This is a genomic window from Actinoplanes sichuanensis (assembly GCF_033097365.1).
GTDB lineage: Bacteria > Actinomycetota > Actinomycetes > Mycobacteriales > Micromonosporaceae > Actinoplanes > Actinoplanes sichuanensis.
This window is the reverse complement of sequence record NZ_AP028461.1, coordinates 3,488,604-3,506,032: the sequence shown is the minus strand read 5'-3', so window position 1 is coordinate 3,506,032 and position 17,429 is coordinate 3,488,604. Positions and strand designations below refer to the sequence as shown.

Here is a 17,429-nt window from a genome sequence, read left to right as displayed (position 1 = left end):
CTCAGGCGGTGAGGATCGGCGGCCTGGTGTGCCAGGTCGCCATCCGCACCACCGCGAACCCCATCGCCTCGTACAGTGGCCGGCCCGCCTCGGTGGCGACCAGCGTGAACACCTGGTCGGGACGGGCCGCGATCGCCGCCGACAGCACCGCCCGGCCCAGGCCCCGCGACCGGAACTCGGCCAGGGTGGCCAGCCAGTACAGGCCGGTGGCCTGCCCGTCGTCGTAGGTGTACGCGGCGGCGGCGGGCTGCCCGTCGTCGTAGGCCAGCCACACCCGCCAGCCGGGCAGGTCCAGCACGCGTGGCGGGAGCGCCTGCGCCCGGACCCACGGTTGCAGTTGCGGGAACGGGAAACCGTCGACCATCACGCGTTCGGCGTGGGCCAGGGTGTCCGGGTCGCGGACCTCGACCACCGGGCTCGCCGGGGGAGTCGGGTCGCCCGGTGGCCGGTTCATCACCGGCATGCACACCGCCCGCGAGTTGGGGAACACCGGTTCGGCGTCGGGGCTGGTGAACACGTCTTCGACGACGACGCGGCTCTGCAGCGCCATCCCGGCGACCTCGGCGACGGTCAGCGACGTGGGTGGCTGCCGCAGGATCACCCGGGTGGTGCCGGGTCGATCCACCCGCAGTAGCCGTTCGTCCAGACGCGCCGAGGGGAACAGTGCGGTCCACATGGCCGCGGCATTCCGCAGGTAGATCACGCCCGGCAGGGTAGCCGATCAGGGGCCGGTGACGAGCCCGATGAGCCGATCGACATACGTTCGGCGTTCCTGCGGGGTGCCGGGCACCAGGGTCGGGGTCGCGTGGGCCAGTTGCGCGTGCCCCAGATAGGCGCTGACCGCCAGCAGCGCCCGGTGCCGGGCCTCCGGCGGGGCCAGGCCGAGACCTTCGAACAGCTGAGCGGTGTACGCCAGCCGCTTCTGCGTGACGCGGGTCAGCACCGCCGCGACGTGCGGATGGTCGGCGGTCGCGAGCATGGCCAGTTCGATCGCGTCGGCACCCGGGATCGCCGTCGACTCCATCACCGTGCCGATCAGGGTCCGCAGTCTGCTCAGCGGGTCGGTCTCGGCCTCGACCAGCGCGATCACCGCGTCGGTGTGGTCGGCTTCCCAGCGGTGCAGGGCCGCCTCGATCAGTGCGTCGCGGTTCGCGAAATGCCAGTAGAAGCTGCCCTTGGTGGCGCCGAGCCGGGCGGCCAGCGGTTCCACGGCGACCGCGGCCAGACCACCGCGGGCCATCGCCTCCAGCGCGGCCGCGGTCCAGTCGTCAACCGTGAGCCTGGTCGCTGTCGGCTTGCGGGTGCGGCGTTCAACCATGTCCATACGGTACGGTACGGAAAACATACGCCACCGTATGGAGGTGTCATGACCGTCCTCGACAACACCCACGAGCGGCTGCTCCCGGTCCCGGCCGCGGCCGTCGGGAGCCTGCTCGACCGGATCGGCCGGCCCGGTGACCCGCTGTGGCCGGCACCGACCTGGCCGCCGATACGCCTGGACCGGCCGGTCGCGGTCGGCGCCACCGGCGGGCACGGCCCGGTCGGCTACCACGTCAGCGCCTACCGGCCGGGGCGGCTGGTCGAGTTCACCTTCGACCCGCGGATCGGGCTGACCGGCACCCACACCTTCGAGGTCGTCGACCACGGCGAGCACGCGTGTGTGCTACGGCACCGGCTCGTCGGCACCGCCACCGCACGGATGCGGCTGAGCTGGGCCGCGCTGATCGGGTCCTGCCACGACACGGTGCTGGAGCATCTGCTGGACAACGCCGAGCACGCCGTCACCGGCACGGTCACCGCACCGGTGCGTTATCCGTGGCGGGCGCGACTGGCCGTGCGCCTCATGTCGGTCCGTCTCGACGCGACAGCCGTACCGTCCGGGAGTCTGATCGCTCAGGCGATCCCGCGGCCGGACCTGGCCGACGCCTACGCCGCGCGGGTCGGTCCCGGCGCCGACACCGACCCGCAGACCTGGGCCGACGCGATCTTCCGTAACCCGCCGGCCGCCGTCACCGCCCTGCTTCGGCTGCGCAACCTGCTGGTCGCGCCGTTCGGCATCGAGCGCGGCGACCGGACCGCGTTCGACACCATCACCGGCACCGACCACGAGGTGCTGCTCGGCACCGACGCCGAGCACCTCGACTTCCGTGCGTCGGTGCTGGTCGAGGCGGGCGACGACGCGGTCACCGTCACCCTGTCCACCCATGCGGCGGCCCGCACCCGCGGCGGCCGGATCTACCTGGCCCTGGTGCGCCTGGTGCATCCGATCGTGGTCAGAGCGATGCTGCGCCGGGCCGCGGTAGAAACCGTACGACCGCGTCAAGGAACTCCTCGGGTGCGTTCCGGTGCACGTGGTGACCGGCCGCGATCGTGACCACCCGCGCATCCGGCATCCGCGCCGCCGACTCGGCGAGGAACGCCTGCCGCTGGTCACTACCGGCGCCGTCCACGATCAGCGTCGGCGTCGCCACCGCGTCCGTGTCGTCCCACCAGGCCGGGTCCGGATCGGTCAGCTGCGCCCGGATCGCGTTGACCACGGCGAAGTCGTAGGGGGTCGGCTCGGCGGGCACCGGCAATGGCGGCCGATGCAGATCACCGGGCCGGGGTACGGTCGCGTCCTCCAGCACCAGACGACTCACCCGCTGCGGCGCCGCCTGCGCCACCAGCACCGCCACGACCGCGCCCATCGAATGCCCGATCAGCGCCACCCGGTCCCGCCCGGCCGTGTCCAGAAACGCCAGCACGTCGTCACGCATCAACGTGAACGAGTAGTCGCCGGGCCGGTCACTGTCGCCGTGGCCGCGCAGATCCACCGCGAACACCCGCCACCGGGCGGCCAGCCCGTCCAGCACCGGGTCCCAGTCGGCCGCGCTGTCGCCGAGCCCGTGCAACAGCACCACCGGCGGTGCGTCCGGCACCCCGGCCGTGCGATGGGCGAGTCTCACCGTCGCAGCCACGCGCTCACCGCCGCGAAGTCGTCGGCGGTGAGCCCCGCATACGGATCGACCCGGTGCACCAGCGCCGGACCCTCGTGGAAGTCACGCACCCAGTGCCGGTCCGTTTCGGTCACCTCGTCGTCGAGCCACACGAACGGCCGGCCGGCGGCCCAGCTCACCAGCGAGAGGGTCTTCCAGTGCAGGCCGGTGACCGCCGGTTCGTCGTCGTCGAACGCCACCACCGGCAACTGCGGCAGCCCCAGCCGCGGTGCGACCAGCTCGTTGGCCGTCTGCATCCACGTCGTCGCCCACACCAGGTCAGCGTCGAGGGCCAGCAGCCGGGCCCCGTCGGCCGGGTCGAGCCGGTGGATCAGCGGATGCCCCGACGGATCCGGCGGCGGCGTGCCGGCCGGGGCGGCCGGCCGGGCCCGTAACGGGATCAGCGGGCCGTCGACGTCGAGGAACACCAGCGGCCGCCCGGTCATCGGCGTAACACCATCGTCAGCATCGGCAGTGTGAACTCCCCGGTCGCGGTCTCCGGTCGGCTCGCCAGGAAGTCGCGGATCCGGGCCAGCAGCATCGCCCGCTGCGGCTCCGGCATGATCAGCACCCCGGCCCGGGTCGCGAGCGTCGCGACCAGCGAATCGGCGGTCCGGCGCTGGCCGTGCGGGAAGGCCCGCGCCTGCGCCGCGGCACCGAGCATCCCGGCGGTCGCGGCCCGCCACGCGTCCGGGGTGTCGCGGGGCCCGACGACCGCGGCACCGGCCACCCGCGCCAGCTCGGCGACCCAACCGACGGAATCGTCCAGCACGTTCCACAGACCGGCCGTGACCCCGCCGGGCGCCAGCACCCGCGTGAACTCCGGCTCGGCGGCCGTCATGTCGAACCAGTGCATCGCGTTGCCGGCCACGATCGCGTCGACCGTCGCGTCCGGCACCGCGATCGACTCGGCACTCCCCGGCAGTGTCTGGACCTGCGGAAACGTCTCATCGAGCACGGCCCGCATCGCCGGATCCGGCTCGACCGCCGTCACCGACGCGCCGACCTGCAGCAGGGCGGCGGTGAGTTTGCCGGTCCCCGCACCCAGATCCAGCACCCGCACACCGGGTGCCGCCGCCAGCACCCACCGCACCGCGTCGGCCGGGTAGTCGGGACGATGCTCGGCGTAGGCCGCGGCGACCGACCCGAAGACCTTCATCCGGGCACCCTACAACTCGGTGGACGAAAACGGGCACCTGCGGCAGTCTTGGCGACCGTGCCGGACACCGAGGTCACCAGACTCCACGACGATGAGTTCGACATCGACACCGCCCTGGTGCGGCGGCTGCTCGCCGACCAGTTCCCGGACTGGGCGGCCCTACCGATCCGGTATGTCGCGGCGTCCGGTACCGACAACGTCACCTTCCGGGTCGGCGACGATCTGTCGGTGCGCCTGCCGCGTACCCCGCGCACCACCGGCCAGGTCGAGAAGGACCTGATGTGGCTGCCCCGGCTCGCCCCGCACCTGCCGCTGGCCATCCCCGAACCCGTCGCCCTCGGCGCCGCGACCAGCGAATACCCGTTCACCTGGGGTGTCTACCGGTGGCTGCCCGGCACCACCTTCGACCTGGCGCGCCTCGACGACCCGCAGGCCGCCGCCCACCGGCTCGCCGACTTCCTGCACCACCTGCAGCGCATCGACACCACCGGCGCGCCGACGCCTCCGCACGACCCGTTCAGCCGCGGCACCCCGCTGGCGCCCCGCGACCGGCTGTACCGCGACGCCGTCGACCAGCTGCGCGCCGACCTCGATCCCGACCTGCTGCTGGCCGCCTGGGAACACGCGTTGACCGCCGACACGTGGACCGGGCCGCCGCGCTGGATCCACGGTGACCTGATGGCCGGCAACCTGCTGACCACCGACGGCCGGCTCACCGCGGTCATCGACTTCGGCACCGCCTGGGCGGCCGACCCCGCCGCCGACATCCTGCCCGCCTGGCACCTGTTCGAGGGCGACTCCCGGCAGGCGTTCCGAGACGCCCTCAAACCCGACGAGCATGCCTGGGTACGGGCCAGAGGCTGGGCCCTGTCGCTGGCGGTGATCGCCCTGCCGTACTACCGCGACCGGTGCACCCCCGCCGAGGTCCAGGACGACATCGCCTACATCAACGGAATCCTCGCCGAGTTCACCGCCGAAAGAACACCCCACAGCAGCCGACCGGACCGACGAAACCGCTGATCAGCCGGGTGGCAGCGGGCCCGGGGGCGGCTACCTTCGCATCTGCCGACGTCCGACCGCCGACGAGAGACCGCCACCCACGTGCCTTCCTACACCGACCTCGCCCCCACCATCCTGCGCCAGCGGCTGGTAGTCGAGGGCTATCCCGCGTTCCCGATCACCGACCAGCACATCAAGCGGTACCTCACCGAACTGTCCGAGGTCACCGCGATGATCACACTGATCGAACCGGTCACCCACATCAGCGACCGGTACGGCTGGGCCGGGTGGATCCACTGGGAGACCTCCGGCGCGCACTTCTACTCGTGGGAGCGGCCGATCTCGTTCTTCAGCGTCGACATCTACACCTGCAAGGCGTTCGACCCGGAGGCCGTCGTCGCGTACACCCGAGACTTCTTCTCGGCCTCCGCGATCGTGGCGAAGGAGTTCTGAGCGTGTCCGTGGGCTACCGCCTGTCACCGGCGGACATCGCCGTCACCTGCCGCGCGTTCCTCGACAGCCCACCGCGCCGGCCCCTGGGTGCCGGCCGGCCGGGGCGTTTCCTGACCGTGATCGCCGCCGACGGGCACCCGCTGGCCGACGTCGGACGTGCCGTCGAACGGGCCGTGTTCGAACCCGCGTTCGGCAACGACGCCGACACGATGACCAGCGAATACGGGCCGTACGAGCAGCGCAGCCTGTTCTTCGTCGTCCTGGACCGGCGCACCGGCCGCCCGGCCGGCGCCACCCGCGTCATCGCCGGCGTCGGCGCGCAGGTCAAGACCATCGCCGACGCGCCCGCCCACATCGGCCGCAGCGCCGGCGAGATCCTCGACGCGCACGGCATGCGCGGCCAGACGATCTGGGACTTCGCCACCGTGGCGGTCCTTCCGGCATACCGCGGCCGGCGCTACGGCCTGACCGTCAGCTCCCTGCTGTACCGCACGTTCGCGGTCGCCGGGACCCGGGCCGGCGTCGAACACGCGGTGGTCATGCTGGACGTCCGCGCGTGGCGCAACATGACCCTGATCGGTAACCGGCTGTACCCGCTGGCCGGTTCGGCGCCGTTCGCGTACCTGGGGTCGGCCGACACCCGGGCCCTGTATGCGCGGATCCCGGATTTCGTCCCCGACATGACCCGGCAGGCCGCGGCCCTGCGCGGTTTCGGTGACGGCTATGCCGGCCGGATCCCGGGCCGTGGCTGGCGCCGGCCGTTGGCCCGGCTGGTCGCCGCGAACGTCGCCCACCGCATCGCCACCGGCCGGACCCTCGACGAGAACATCGTCTACGCGTAGTGGGCCGGGCCGTTGGGTCCGGACACGGCGCCGAGCTGCGACAGGCCGTCGAGGATGTCGGTGCAGGTCCAGTACTCGACGAACCGGCCGTCACGCACGCGCAGGATGTCGTTGCCGCTGAACGAGATCCTCGTCCCGACGGCCGCGGTGGCGTGCGGGATGCCTCCGGCGTAGGCGGCCCGCATGGTCCAGCGGGCGGCGACCAGGTCACCGTCGACGATCGGGCCGAGGTCGACGGTGATGGTGATGTCGTCGAACGCGGCCATCGTCTGCTCGATCTCCGGCAACAAGCGTGCGGGACCGGTGACGGCCTCGGAGTCGCTGCCGTCGGGACGCGCCTGATGGACGACGAAACCGGGGTCGAGGATCTGCTCGGCGTCGGTGAAGTCGCCGCGCCACAGCCGGCTCCACCGCTCATGCAGGGCGCGTAGCTGGTCGGGGGTGTGGGTGGTCATGGGGTCCTTCCGGACGGTGTGCGAAAATCATCTGCGTCACGCAATGTCTGCGTGACGCAGATATAGCTAGCATGCGAGGGGGAGGCCATGTCAAACCGCATCCGCGAGGAACTGGTCGCCACGGTCACCGCGACGGCCCGGCGCCACCACGCCGCCTACGCCCTGTTCAACCAGGCGATGGCCGAACACCTCGGGCTGCACCCCACCGACCTGCAATGCGTCAGCCTGCTCACCCTTCAACCCGGGCCCCACACCACCGGCGAGATCGCGGAACTGACCGGGCTGACCTCCGGCTCCGCCACCCGCCTGGTCGACCGCCTCCTCAAGGCCGGCCTCGCCGAACGCCACCCCGACCCGCACGACCGGCGCAAGACGCTGGTCACCCTCAGCCATGGGCGTATCCCCGAGATCGAAGCCGCCTGGGACACCCCTGGCAAGGCCTTCGACCAGGCGTTGGCGGACTTCAGCGACGACGAGCTCACGGTGATCGAGCGCTACCTGCGCCGCACCACCGACGTCGGCACCGAACAGACCACACGCCTGCGCGCCCGCTGACCCCGCCGTCGTCAGTGCCGGGATACGGCCGAGCGCCACGCCGTGGCCGAAACGATGCCCGCCACGGCGAGGACGGCCGAGAAGGACACCCCGAGCGACACCATCGGGACGAGCCAGGAGCAGGCGAGAGCCACCAGACCGAGCAACACCATCACGACCCCGGCCGGCCGCAGGTTGCGCCGTTGCGCCTCCAGACCGTCCTGCAGACCCTGCCGGGTCGTGGCGTCCAGCCGTGCGGCCAGGACGGCGGGCACGACCGGAACCTGCTTGGGCCAGAAGTTGCCGACACCGATGACGACGAACGCCACCGCGGCGGCCAGGTAACCGACTCCCGCACCGGCCCGGCCGTCGGCCGCCCGCAAAACGACCAGGTGCAGGCCCAGCAGCACCGGCACCAGCACGCCCAGAGCCAGGTCGACGGCTTTACGGTGAGTCCGATCGTCGCGCCACGGTGACACCTTGACGGCATCCGCCGTGAAGCGGCGCAACCGGTGCGAGGCCAGGAGCACCGCAGCGATCACCAGAGTCAGCAACGGCATCCCACTCAGAACGAGCGACTTCGGGGCGTGCTGGTCGGCACCGTCCGGCCCGGTGCCGACGAAAGTGACCGAGCCGGACAGACTCCCGGCCACCTGCCAGGACAGTACCGCCATCAGGACGAGGCCGACGACCAGCACCACGACCCCCACCGCCGGAACGGTCCCTCTGGTCTGCTCAGTTGTCCGCACGCGTTCCCTCTCCTCCCCGTGACGAATCGACGTCGCCGCCGACACGCATGTTCTCCATCAACTCCGCGATGGCGGCCTCCAGCACGGACAGCTTGGTGACGTACCGGATCGTGGTGCCCTGCCGTTGGGTACCGACGAGGTCCGCCCCGCGCAGCACCTTCAAATGGCCGGACAGGGTGGGCCCCACCACACCGAGCGCCGCAGCGATGTCACCGACGGCCATGGGCCCGCTGCTCTGCAACAGCATCAGCACCGACCGGCGCGTCGGATGCGCGAGCGCCGCGAACACCCCGTCAGACATGGCCGCCTCCGCCGCAGTCAACTATTTCGCTCTTCGCCAAAATAGCAAAGTACCGATGGCTTGTCGTGCCCTGTGCAGGTGGCACGGCCCTCGCCGCCGAAACCCGCCGGCGGTGACGGTGCGCGGATGGCTTCGACGGCGGCGTTCCCACGACCGATCGCAGCGCGGCATCCGATCGTCTCGGCGCCGATGGGCGGCTCGGCAGGCGGGACGCTCGCGGCGGCCGCGTCGCCCGGCGGTTGCGCCCCGTCCCGGGCCGGGGCCGCAACCGACGTCCTGGTGAACCCGGCGGCCGGTCGCCTAGTCTGGGGATTATGACCTCAGCGCTGGAGAGCTCCCCGAACCGTCTGGCCGCCCGGCCCGGCCGGGCCGCGCTGGTCATCGCCGACCTCGGCGAGCTGCGAGGCCCCGCTGCCGGCGTGGTGCAACTGCCGCACCGGATGCTGTGGCTGCCCCCACAGGACCGCAACTTCGACCTCGCCGACGACTACGACCGCTGCCGGATGTACGAGATCGTCCTACGCGAAGCCGTCCAGTACGGCGAGCTGCGGACCCTGCTGAACGCCGGAGTGCTCGCCGGAGTGTGGCCGCAACTGCTGCTGCCCCGCGGCGTGCGCACCGCATGGCAACAGCGGCACCCGATGCTGGCCGCGGTCCGGGCCGCCGGTTGAGCGACCCGTTCCACGAGCTGGTGGCCCGCACGGCGCTGGCGGCCGCCTACCGCTACGGGTTCGTCCTCGGCGGCGGGCTCGCCCTGATCGAACACGGCCTGGTCGTCCGACCGACCGAGGACGTCGACCTGTTCGCCTCCGGCGAGGGCTCGGTCACCGCCGCCACCACCGCGGTGACCGAGGCCCTGGTGGCGGCCGGGCTCCAGGTCGAAACCATCAGCCACGACAGCGACCTCGACGACCTGATCGCCGGCATGGCGTACCAGATGTCGGAATTGGTGGTCTTCCGCGGTCCGCAGGACCGGGACGGGCTGCGGGTGAGTCTGGGCTTCCTCGACCGGTCGTATCCGCCGGTGGTGCTCGACATCGGCCCGGTCATGGCCGTCGACGATCTCATCGCCTGGAAGGTCGCCGCCCTCGTCGGTCGGGCCGAGGTCCGCGACTTCATCGACGTGGCCGTGTTCCTGGCCGACCGCGACCCCGCACAGCTGCTGGCCGCCGCCCGCCGTGTCGACCCGGCCCTGGAGGACGAGGACGTCACCGCCGCCGGCCGGCGCCTGGACCGTACCCCGGACCGCGCCTTCCTCGCCTACGGCATCGACGCGGCCGGTGCGGCGGCGATCAGAGCCCGGTTCGTCGGCTGGCCCCGCCCCGAGCCGGCGCTCGATTGAGAACCCGCCCCTGCCCCCTATCCGCCGCAGCCCTCACCCGCCTGCAGGTACCGGCGTAGCGCTTCCTGACCGTCCGGGACGAATCGGTGCCGCTGCACGGCCGCGTCCAGCTCAGCCTTCGTCATCCAGCCGACCCAGCTCACCACCCGCGCGTCGGGAACCACATCACCGACGATGACCGCCTCGTGGACCCCGAGCCAGTAGCCGCCGACCGTGCCGTGGCACCGGAATCTGACCACCTCCCGCACGTCGCCCACCGAGACGTGGACACCCAGCTCCTCCGCGAGTTCACGGGCGGCCGCGGCGGCGTAGGACTCGCCCACCTGCACGGCTCCACCGAAACTGACCTCGTGGAGGCCCGGAAACCGGGAAAGCCCCTCGGCCCGCCGGTACACCAGGAACCGCCCCTGCTCATCACGGCAGACGGTGGTGGCCACCCGATGCAGCCACCCGCGACGGATCGCCTCGTCGCGCCCCACCACACCCAGCACACGATCCTGCTCGTCGACATGCTCCACAAGTTCGGTCACAGCCGACACGATGTCAGCCTCGGACACGGAAGTCCTCAGCCGCCGAAGCCGAACTCGAACTCGCCGCTCTCGAGCCGGTCGATGAACCGGCCGATATCGCCGGCTTGTGGTATTCCGGTCTCCCACCCGGCACTGGTGGTGTCGAGCAGCAGCACCGGTGCGGGATCCTTCCGCAGGTCCAGCACCAGTTGCTCACGGGAGCCGTCACCGCCGATGATCGCCATGCCAGGGTGCGCGTCGGTGGCCTCGGCCCATGCCTCATGCAGGCCGAGCATCTCCCGCGGCGTGTTGAGCCAGATGTAGGTCTCGCTCGTCAGCCATCCGCGCCGGAACCAGGACTCGCCTTGCAGGTAGCTTCGCCAGGCCCGCGGCAGTGGCAGGCCAAGGCCTTGATCGGCTTCAGCGAACTCCGCCTCATCGACCGGGCCTCGGTAGTCGGCTTCCTCCATGATCGCGCCGACGATGTGTTCATTGAGTTCGGCCATCTCGCTCGTCGGGATCCGGTACTCGCGCTCATCAGCGCCGTAGATCACCCCGAACCGGTCCAGGAAACGTCGAGGAACGTCGAACCGGGTCACGTATCCACACCCTCAGCGGGCACGATCCGCTCGCGGCAACTCCTCACGGCGAGCCGGCGGTCAAGTGCGGCAGAGAAGATCGGTTGATCCGGCAGCCGCAGCGGCCAGGCACGCCATCGCGATGACGCAACCGCATCGAGTTCGCCTTGGCCGACGGGCCGCCACAAAGTGACGGTGACCGAGTCGTCGACACCCAGCGCGGCAGCGCTCTGATCGTGGTCGGTCATGCCGACATTCTCGGGCTGGAGAACAGGGCCGCGCGTCGGAGAGCGGACCCACCGCGTTCCGACACGGTCGGCCACTTCGGCTGAGACGTCGGTCGGTTTCAGGGCCACCGCGCGTGAACCCCGGTGGTCTTCGGAAGCCGTCCGCCCCCTTGGCACTCCTCAGGTGGGGCGTAGGCCCGAATGGTGCCGTTGTGCCGCGGAATTCTTCCGTCCACGGTGAGAGCCACGAGCCGTCCACAAACGGGGCATAAGCCGCGCTGCCGCTTCGAGTCCTGGGTCACCATGCCGCCGCGATAGATCGTTGCGCGTCCTTCAGCGTCAATCGCCGAGTCATCCTGCCATCGTCGCCCATCAAGGCCACCCCAGGTAGGCGGTCGCCCCAGGAGATACGGCTGGTCAGCAGGGCCCGGGTCCAGCCACTGGAGGCAGAGACCCCCGCCGGGGCGACCGCGCCGGGGAAGGCCGGGGTTGAGGAAGATCGGTACAGCGGTTAGCGGTAGGAATGATCTTGGTGCGGGGCCTGCCGCAGCGGATTAAATCGACGTACGTTGTTGCGCTGTGCCCGTTGAGTTCTTGTCTGATGGTCAGGTGGCCGCGTACGAGCGGTTCGTCGGTGAGCTGAGCCGTTCGGAACTGGAGGGGTTCTTCCTGCTCGACGGCACCGCGTTGGATCTGATCGCGCACAAGCGCGCTGATCATCACAAGCTCGGCCTTGGGTTGCAGGTCGGCACGGTGCGGTTCTTGGGGCATTTCCTGACCGAGGATCCCTTCGATGTGCCGTGGTCGGCTGTGGAGTACGTGGCCGCCCAGTTGGAGATCGCGGATCCGTCGGTGGTGAAGCGGTACACCGAGAGACAGCAGACGGCGTACGAGCATTCGTGGGAGATCCGGGCGGCGTACGGGTACCGCGACTTCGGCGACGCGGGGGTGCGCGAGTCGCTGGAGGAGTTCATGGGTGCGCGGGCGTGGATCCATGCCGAGGGTGCGGTGGCGTTGTTCGAGCAGACCCGGGCGTGGCTGCGGCGCGAGCGGGTGCTGCTGCCTGGGGTCAGCGTGCTGGCCCGGCTGGTGTCGAGCGTGCGGGAGGAAGCCGCCCAGCGTGCTTACCGGAGCTTGGCGCAGGCGGCGGCCGGCGCGGACGTCGAGTTGCCGCTGCGGTTGCGGGACCTGCTGGAGGTCCCCGAGGGCAAGAAGGTCTCGGAGCTGGAGCGGCTGCGTACGGCGTCGCGCAGCGACTCCGGGCTGGCGATGTCGAAGGCGCTGGGGCGGGTCAGTGAGGTGCTGGCCATCGGCGCCGGCGCGGCCCAGGTGCAGGCGGTGCCGGTCAACCGGGTCGCCGCGCTGGCTCGCTACGGCTGGGCGGGTAAGGCGCCGCTGCTCAAGGGCCTAGCCGAGCCGCGCAAGACCGCGACGTTGCTGGCCACGGCCCGCCGGTTGGAGGCCGCGGCGGTCGACGATGCGCTGGATCTGTTCGACTCGTTGATGGCGACCCGGCTGATCGGGCCGGCGCGGCGGGCGACCGACCGGGCCCGGCTGGAGGCGATGCCGCGGTTGGAGAAGGCGTCGGCCACGCTGATGGCGGTGGCCCGCATGGTGCTCGAGCTGCTGGACGGTGCTGCTGACGCGGCGGTGGACCTCGGTCAGGTGTGGACGGCGGTGGAGCGGGCCGCCGGGCCGCGTACGGCGGTGGCCGGTGCGGTGGCCACGGTGGTGGAGCTGGTGCCGGATCCGGATGCGTGGGAGGCGGACAACCGGCAGGCGATCGCGGCCCGGTACCGGGTGGTCCGCCCGTTCGTGCGGTTGTTGGCCGAGCAGTTGCCGCTGGGTGCGGCGCCGGCCGGCACGGATCTGCTGATCGAGGTGAAGGGCCGGCTGCCGGGGCTGCTGCGCCGCCGGGTGGATCAAAAGTCGCTGACCGAGGCTGATTTGAACATGGCGCTGGTGCCGCCGATGTGGCGGCGCGCGGTGCTGAACAACCCGGCCCTGAACGGCGCCGTGGACCGCGACGCGTACGTGATGTGCCTGCTCACTGCGCTGCATGCGGCGTTGCGCCGCCGCGATCTGTTCGCTGATCCGTCGCTGCGCTGGGCCGACCCGCGCGCGAAGCTGCTCGACGGCGCCGACTGGAACGCGGTGCGCGGCGAGGTGCTGGCGGGTCTGGGCCTGACCGCGCCGGTTGAGGAGCACCTGGCGGAGTACACCGCGACGCTGGACGCCGGCTGGCGGCAGCTGACCGAGCGCATCGCCGAGGCCGGCCCGGACGCCAGCGTGCGGGTGGTGGCCGACGGGGAAACAGGCCGGATGCGGCTGTCGGTGTCTCGGCTGGAGAAGCTGGGTGACCCGCCCTCGCTGGTCGACCTGCGCAAGCGGGTCGCCGCGATGATGCCGGTCGTGGACCTGCCCGAGATGCTGATGGACGTGCATTCCTGGACCGGCATGCTCGACGCCTACACCCACGTCGGTGGGCTGGTCACCCGCATGGACCAGCTGCCGGTGACCGTGGCCGCGTTGCTGGTCGCCGACGCCTGCAACGTCGGCCTGGTCCCGGTGATCCACCCGGGTAACCCGGCGCTGACGCGTGACCGGCTCTCGCACGTGGACCAGAACTACATCCGAGCCGACACCCATGCCGCCGCGAACGCCCGCCTGGTCGACTATCAGCAGCGCATCGGGATCACCGAGTTGTGGGGCGGTGGCCTGGTCGCCTCGGTCGACGGGCTGCGCTTCCGGGTGCCGGTGCAGTCCATCCACGCAGGACCCAGCCCGCGCTTCTTCGGCTACCAACGCGGCATCACCTGGCTCAACGCGGTCAACGACCGGTTCGCCGGCCTCGGTGCGGTCATCATCACCGGCACCGTCCGCGACAGCCTCTACATCCTGGACACGCTGCTCAACCTCGATGCCGGCCCGAAGCCGGAGATGGTGGCGACCGACACCGCCAGCTACTCGGACATTGTCTTTGGTCTATTTCGATTGCTGGGGTATCGGTTCTCTCCGCGCATCGCCGATGTTGGCGGCACCGGGTTCTGGCGTGCCGACGCACCCGGCCGACCGGCCGGCGACTACGGGCCGCTAAACGCGATCGCCCGCAACAAGGTCAACTTGGACCGGATCGTCACTCACTGGCCGGACATGCTGCGGGTGGCCGGCTCGCTGATCACCAACCAGGTCCGCGCCTACGACCTGCTACGGATGCTGACCCGCGACGGGAATCCGACCCCGCTGGGGCAGGCCCTGGCCGAGTACGGCCGGATCGCCAAGACCCTGCACCTGCTGGCCATGGTCGACCCGGTCGACGAAACGTACCGGCGCACCGTGACCCGGCAGCTGAACATCGGCGAGTCCCGCCACTCGCTGGCCCGCAAGATCCTGCACGGGCACCGCGGCGACATCATGCAGCCCTACTGGGCCGGGCAGGAAGACCAACTCGGCGCGCTCGGACTCGTCCTCAACGCGGTCGTGCTCTTCAACACCCGCTACATCGACCTGGCGGTCACGGCGCTGCGCGCGCAGGGCTACCCGGTTCGCGACGAGGACGCCGCCCGCTTGTCACCGCTCGGCTACGCGCACATCAACATGCTCGGCCGTTACACCTTCCCCGCCCCGTCGAGCGCACAGCGACTGAGGCCGCTACGCGATCCGGACACCGACGTGAGCTGATGCCATCATGCCGCTGGATCTTGCCCGCGCCGCGAACTACGCCGACTGGGCGAGGGTCGAACGGCCAGCGATCCAGGCATCGGCGTCATCGGCCAGCGCGAGCTGCAGGCAGCGAGCCTGATGCGGGGCAAGAGCCGGCACCGCCGTGGGGTCGAACCAGCCGACGTCGACGGACTCGTCATCGTTGACACGGGCGTCGCCACCGACGACCCGGCACCGCAATCCGATGGCCAGCCAGTACACCTGGTCACCGTTGGGCGCCACGGACAAGTCCAGAGCCTCGACGGAAAGCAGCCGCTCCACCGTCACCTCGACACCGGTCTCCTCGAGTACTTCACGTACAGCCCCGGCAGCGGGCTGCTCGCCCGGTTCCAGGCAGCCGGTGACCAGGGCCCAGTCGCCGGTGTCCGACCGACGAACCATAGCACCCGGCTGTGCTCGTCCAGCACTACCGCGATCACGCCATTCAGCGGGAGCGGGGCATGACCGATGCTGGCACGCAGTCCGACGACGAAATCCGGTATGGGCATCCGTGGACCCTACAAACCTCTCGCCGGCATGGTTCACCGGCCGCCCCTCTTGATCTTCCGGTGTGTCAAGAAGGTCTGGCTTCCTGCTCGATGGGGCGCATGGTGCGGATGCCGCGGCTGAAGGTCGCGGCGATGGCTGAGGTGGCGACGCCGGCAGTGAACAACAGCAGCGCGGCGGGGCCGTTCCAGGTGGCGACGAACGTGCCGGCCAGGATCGGCGCGGCTGCGGCGGCCGACGTCGCGCCGAGCAGGATGACACTGACCACCCGTCCTTGCAGTTGATCGGGTGTGATGGCCGCTTGGTGGCCGAAGAGCGCGGCGTTGCAGGCGGGGCCCAGGAACACGGCGAAGGCGATGGGGACGGCGGCGGCGATGCTGGCGGTGAACATGGCACTGAGCGCGACCAGTGCCACGGCTGCCCAGCAGATCACTCGTACCAGCACGGCCAGCCGTAGCCGGCGCTGCAACGCCGGCGCCACGACAGCCCCGGCCAGCCCGCCGACCGCGATGATCGTCTCGACGAGGCCGATGACGGCGGGTTCGGTGCCGTGCTGCTGCAACGTGATGATGATGGCGAAGATGGCGCCGCTCAGAGCGAAGTTCAGGGGTGCGGCGATGATCAGCACCGCGCGCAGGAACGGGTTCACCAGGACGAAGCGCACCCCCTCGGCCAAGGCGGCAGCGTGCCCGGGCGGCGGTTCTTCACGTGCTGCCTGCAGGGGCCGGCGAATCAAAACCACACCCACAAGCGAAGCCAGGTAGGTGAGCGCGTTGCCAGCGAACGGCAATGCGTGTGCAAGCCCGAACAGAAGCCCACCCAGAGGCGGCCCGGCGAGACTGGCGGCGAAGTTGCGTGCCTCGTTGCGGGCAACAGCGGTGGAAAGCTGGGCCGGCGCGACGATGCTGCGCAGCGCGGCGTGTTCAACCGTGCTGAAGAACGTCTGCCCCACCGCGTCGACGAGCGCAACGACAATGATCACGGTGATGCTCGCGTGTCCGGTCCACACCGCGGCGGCGAGCATGGTCAGCGCGAGGAACCGGACCAGATCACAGACAATCATGGCGCGGCGGCGGTTCACCCGGTCGGCAAGGACTCCGGCTGGCAGTCGGCAGATCAGCCGCACGACCAGCGACAGGGTCCCGAGCAGGCCCGCCTGCACCGGCGAGCCGGTGAGAACAAGAACCAGAAGCGGCAGGGCGAGCGTGGACACGGACGCGCCGAGGTCAGACAGCGTTTGACTGGTCCAGAGCAGGTTGAAGTCCCGGTTACGCCACAGGCTGGTAGCCGCAGCACTCACCCCGGTGGGTTCGGAAATGCTCATGGCCGACGGCTCCGCCCTGGGTGTCTCCATGCTGCTACTGGCAGGAGATGTCATTGCGGCGCCCTCCGCGGGTACGCCTGCAAGAGCACGACCACGGTCTCTGCGTCGTCGGCCGGCTGATCTTTCAGGTCGTGCCGTTCGATGACTTGCTGGATCTCGGCCTGCATCGCGACCAGGCGCTCGGGGGTCAGCCGGACGACCGTGTCGCCGCCGCCAGCGGCCTCACGCCAGGCCGGATTCCACTCACCCCGGGCGACCTGATCCCGGTACACCTCGACGAGGTGGTCCCAGACGCGGGCTGCGGCCTGTTCCAGGGCTCGAATCGCTTCCGCCCCGCCGGGGCCGAGGCTGTCCAGGTCGTCGGTCCAGTGCGTGCTGTCGGTAGCGGACTTCCACCAACGTTCCCGTCCGTGCCGGCCCTTACCGAGTTCCGGAGCCTCAACGACGAAGCCGTGCCGGGCCAGGAGCCGCAGGTGATGGCTCGTCTGCCCGGAGTCAGTGTCCAGACGCCTGGCGAGCATGGCAGATGTGGCAGGGCCGTCGACCCGCAAGGACCCGATGATCTGCATGCGCAGTGGGTGAGCCATAGCGCGCAACGTCTCGACTTCGGTGAGATGCACCTGACGGCGCTCCGCCTGACTCGGGCGTACTGGTGGATCCTCGTGGCTGCTGGATGACGGCATAGGCGCAGAGTATTTGATGCATAGGACTTCTGCAATGAGCGGAGCGCCCGCCGTGACGTCCCCACGGCTGTCTAAGCTGCCCACAGGCCG

Annotated in this window: 22 protein-coding genes; 8 read left to right on the top strand and 14 right to left on the bottom strand. The window is 70.6% G+C overall.

Translation table 11 applies throughout. The features are described 5' to 3' along the window. Position 1 precedes the first annotated feature (1 nt). Together Q0Z83_RS15850 and Q0Z83_RS15845 are read right to left on the bottom strand one after the other, a co-directional pair. Complete coding sequence (locus tag Q0Z83_RS15850) at positions 2-703, bottom strand: GNAT family N-acetyltransferase (protein WP_317794689.1); 702 nt, start codon at positions 701-703, stop codon at positions 2-4. An 18-nt stretch (positions 704-721) separates the two neighbouring features. After that, positions 722-1,318: a TetR/AcrR family transcriptional regulator gene (locus Q0Z83_RS15845; protein ID WP_317794688.1), complete on the bottom strand. Its 597-nt coding sequence runs from the start codon at positions 1,316-1,318 to the stop codon at positions 722-724. Positions 1,319-1,366: 48 nt separating this feature from the next. On the opposite strand from Q0Z83_RS15845, the gene Q0Z83_RS15840 reads away from it, so the two are divergent. Next, complete coding sequence (locus Q0Z83_RS15840) at positions 1,367-2,374, top strand: DUF2867 domain-containing protein (protein WP_317794687.1); 1,008 nt, start codon at positions 1,367-1,369, stop codon at positions 2,372-2,374. Here Q0Z83_RS15840 and Q0Z83_RS15835 read toward each other — a convergent pair. The 3 genes from Q0Z83_RS15835 to Q0Z83_RS15825 are packed head-to-tail and all read right to left on the bottom strand — an operon-like array spanning position 2,274 to position 4,134. Continuing rightward, positions 2,274-2,957 (bottom strand): alpha/beta fold hydrolase, encoded by a 684-nt coding sequence (locus tag Q0Z83_RS15835; RefSeq protein WP_317794686.1) that lies wholly within the window; start codon positions 2,955-2,957, stop codon positions 2,274-2,276. The two genes, Q0Z83_RS15840 and Q0Z83_RS15835, sit on opposite strands and share 101 nt — an antisense overlap. Continuing rightward, positions 2,942-3,421, bottom strand: coding sequence for an HAD domain-containing protein (locus Q0Z83_RS15830; RefSeq protein ID WP_317794685.1), 480 nt, complete (start codon positions 3,419-3,421; stop codon positions 2,942-2,944). Before Q0Z83_RS15830 ends, Q0Z83_RS15835 begins: the two co-directional genes overlap by 16 nt. Further along, entirely contained in the window at positions 3,418-4,134 is a 717-nt protein-coding gene (locus tag Q0Z83_RS15825) for a class I SAM-dependent methyltransferase (protein WP_317794684.1), read from the bottom strand. The genes Q0Z83_RS15830 and Q0Z83_RS15825 overlap by 4 nt, the downstream gene beginning before the upstream one ends. A gap of 57 nt (positions 4,135-4,191) precedes the next feature. Here Q0Z83_RS15825 and Q0Z83_RS15820 point away from each other — a divergent pair, with 57 nt between their 5' ends. The 3 genes from Q0Z83_RS15820 (at position 4,192) to Q0Z83_RS15810 (ending at position 6,428) form a co-directional block, all read left to right on the top strand. Further along, a complete protein-coding gene (locus tag Q0Z83_RS15820; protein WP_317794683.1) occupies positions 4,192-5,154 on the top strand; it encodes an aminoglycoside phosphotransferase family protein in 963 nt (320 codons plus the stop codon). Between the two features lie 81 nt (positions 5,155-5,235). Continuing rightward, the gene (locus Q0Z83_RS15815; RefSeq protein ID WP_317794682.1) at positions 5,236-5,586 is read left to right on the top strand and encodes an S-adenosylmethionine decarboxylase; all 351 of its coding nucleotides are present in this window, start codon (positions 5,236-5,238) and stop codon (positions 5,584-5,586) included. Between the two features lie 2 nt (positions 5,587-5,588). After that, entirely contained in the window at positions 5,589-6,428 is an 840-nt protein-coding gene (locus Q0Z83_RS15810) for a hypothetical protein (protein WP_317794681.1), read from the top strand. Here Q0Z83_RS15810 and Q0Z83_RS15805 read toward each other — a convergent pair. Continuing rightward, positions 6,419-6,883, bottom strand: coding sequence for an ester cyclase (locus Q0Z83_RS15805; RefSeq protein ID WP_317794680.1), 465 nt, complete (start codon positions 6,881-6,883; stop codon positions 6,419-6,421). The genes Q0Z83_RS15810 and Q0Z83_RS15805 overlap by 10 nt on opposite strands. Before the next feature lie 87 nt (positions 6,884-6,970). Between Q0Z83_RS15805 and Q0Z83_RS15800 the strand changes: the two genes are divergently transcribed. Then, positions 6,971-7,438 carry a MarR family winged helix-turn-helix transcriptional regulator gene (locus tag Q0Z83_RS15800; RefSeq protein WP_317794679.1) on the top strand — a complete coding sequence of 156 codons (468 nt, stop codon included), beginning with the start codon at positions 6,971-6,973 and terminating at the stop codon, positions 7,436-7,438. Positions 7,439-7,449: 11 nt separating this feature from the next. Here Q0Z83_RS15800 and Q0Z83_RS15795 read toward each other — a convergent pair whose 3' ends face one another. Both Q0Z83_RS15795 and Q0Z83_RS15790 read right to left on the bottom strand, forming a co-directional pair. After that, entirely contained in the window at positions 7,450-8,166 is a 717-nt protein-coding gene (locus Q0Z83_RS15795; RefSeq protein WP_317794678.1) for a hypothetical protein, read from the bottom strand. Then, positions 8,153-8,467 carry a metalloregulator ArsR/SmtB family transcription factor gene (locus Q0Z83_RS15790; RefSeq protein WP_317794677.1) on the bottom strand — a complete coding sequence of 105 codons (315 nt, stop codon included), beginning with the start codon at positions 8,465-8,467 and terminating at the stop codon, positions 8,153-8,155. Before Q0Z83_RS15790 ends, Q0Z83_RS15795 begins: the two co-directional genes overlap by 14 nt. Positions 8,468-8,781: 314 nt before the next feature. Here Q0Z83_RS15790 and Q0Z83_RS15785 point away from each other — a divergent pair, with 314 nt between their 5' ends. Beyond that, the gene (locus Q0Z83_RS15785; protein WP_317794676.1) at positions 8,782-9,138 is read left to right on the top strand and encodes a hypothetical protein; all 357 of its coding nucleotides are present in this window, start codon (positions 8,782-8,784) and stop codon (positions 9,136-9,138) included. After that, complete coding sequence (locus Q0Z83_RS15780) at positions 9,135-9,809, top strand: nucleotidyl transferase AbiEii/AbiGii toxin family protein (protein WP_317794675.1); 675 nt, start codon at positions 9,135-9,137, stop codon at positions 9,807-9,809. Before Q0Z83_RS15785 ends, Q0Z83_RS15780 begins: the two co-directional genes overlap by 4 nt. A gap of 17 nt (positions 9,810-9,826) precedes the next feature. Here Q0Z83_RS15780 and Q0Z83_RS15775 read toward each other — a convergent pair whose 3' ends face one another. From Q0Z83_RS15775 to Q0Z83_RS15765, 3 genes are read right to left on the bottom strand one after another with little or no spacing between them, the layout of a single operon-like run. Further along, a complete protein-coding gene (locus tag Q0Z83_RS15775) occupies positions 9,827-10,339 on the bottom strand; it encodes an NUDIX domain-containing protein (RefSeq protein ID WP_317794674.1) in 513 nt (170 codons plus the stop codon). A 35-nt stretch (positions 10,340-10,374) separates the two neighbouring features. Beyond that, a complete protein-coding gene (locus Q0Z83_RS15770; protein WP_317794673.1) occupies positions 10,375-10,917 on the bottom strand; it encodes a hypothetical protein in 543 nt (180 codons plus the stop codon). Then, on the bottom strand, positions 10,914-11,144 hold the full coding sequence (locus Q0Z83_RS15765) for a hypothetical protein (RefSeq protein WP_317794672.1): 231 nt from the start codon (positions 11,142-11,144) through the stop codon (positions 10,914-10,916). Before Q0Z83_RS15765 ends, Q0Z83_RS15770 begins: the two co-directional genes overlap by 4 nt. 558 nt (positions 11,145-11,702) lie before the next feature. Here Q0Z83_RS15765 and Q0Z83_RS15760 point away from each other — a divergent pair. Then, positions 11,703-14,804 carry a Tn3 family transposase gene (locus Q0Z83_RS15760; RefSeq protein WP_317794671.1) on the top strand — a complete coding sequence of 1,034 codons (3,102 nt, stop codon included), beginning with the start codon at positions 11,703-11,705 and terminating at the stop codon, positions 14,802-14,804. Positions 14,805-14,840: 36 nt separating this feature from the next. On the opposite strand, the gene Q0Z83_RS15755 is transcribed toward Q0Z83_RS15760, so the two are convergent. From Q0Z83_RS15755 to Q0Z83_RS15745, 3 genes are all read right to left on the bottom strand, one after another. Then, positions 14,841-15,227 carry an NUDIX domain-containing protein gene (locus Q0Z83_RS15755; RefSeq protein ID WP_317794670.1) on the bottom strand — a complete coding sequence of 129 codons (387 nt, stop codon included), beginning with the start codon at positions 15,225-15,227 and terminating at the stop codon, positions 14,841-14,843. A gap of 172 nt (positions 15,228-15,399) precedes the next feature. After that, on the bottom strand, positions 15,400-16,656 hold the full coding sequence (locus Q0Z83_RS15750; RefSeq protein ID WP_317794669.1) for an MFS transporter: 1,257 nt from the start codon (positions 16,654-16,656) through the stop codon (positions 15,400-15,402). A 50-nt stretch (positions 16,657-16,706) separates the two neighbouring features. Beyond that, entirely contained in the window at positions 16,707-17,339 is a 633-nt protein-coding gene (locus Q0Z83_RS15745; RefSeq protein ID WP_317794668.1) for a helix-turn-helix domain-containing protein, read from the bottom strand. Between the last annotated feature and the right edge of the window lie 90 nt (positions 17,340-17,429).

Excerpts from the sequence above, each read along its gene's own strand:
- Q0Z83_RS15845 (WP_317794688.1), bottom strand. The coding sequence starts at position 1,318 with ATGGTTGAACGCCGCACCCGCAAGCCGACAGCGACCAGGCTCACGGTT.
- Q0Z83_RS15840 (WP_317794687.1), top strand. The coding sequence starts at position 1,367 with ATGACCGTCCTCGACAACACCCACGAGCGGCTGCTCCCGGTCCCGGCC.
- Q0Z83_RS15830 (WP_317794685.1), bottom strand. The coding sequence starts at position 3,421 with ATGACCGGGCGGCCGCTGGTGTTCCTCGACGTCGACGGCCCGCTGATC.
- Q0Z83_RS15825 (WP_317794684.1), bottom strand. The coding sequence starts at position 4,134 with ATGAAGGTCTTCGGGTCGGTCGCCGCGGCCTACGCCGAGCATCGTCCC.
- Q0Z83_RS15805 (WP_317794680.1), bottom strand. The coding sequence starts at position 6,883 with ATGACCACCCACACCCCCGACCAGCTACGCGCCCTGCATGAGCGGTGG.
- Q0Z83_RS15800 (WP_317794679.1), top strand. The coding sequence starts at position 6,971 with ATGTCAAACCGCATCCGCGAGGAACTGGTCGCCACGGTCACCGCGACG.
- Q0Z83_RS15790 (WP_317794677.1), bottom strand. The coding sequence starts at position 8,467 with ATGTCTGACGGGGTGTTCGCGGCGCTCGCGCATCCGACGCGCCGGTCG.
- Q0Z83_RS15785 (WP_317794676.1), top strand. The coding sequence starts at position 8,782 with ATGACCTCAGCGCTGGAGAGCTCCCCGAACCGTCTGGCCGCCCGGCCC.
- Q0Z83_RS15765 (WP_317794672.1), bottom strand. The coding sequence starts at position 11,144 with ATGACCGACCACGATCAGAGCGCTGCCGCGCTGGGTGTCGACGACTCG.
- Q0Z83_RS15755 (WP_317794670.1), bottom strand. The coding sequence starts at position 15,227 with ATGGTTCGTCGGTCGGACACCGGCGACTGGGCCCTGGTCACCGGCTGC.
- Q0Z83_RS15750 (WP_317794669.1), bottom strand. The coding sequence starts at position 16,656 with ATGAGCATTTCCGAACCCACCGGGGTGAGTGCTGCGGCTACCAGCCTG.
- Q0Z83_RS15745 (WP_317794668.1), bottom strand. The coding sequence starts at position 17,339 with ATGCCGTCATCCAGCAGCCACGAGGATCCACCAGTACGCCCGAGTCAG.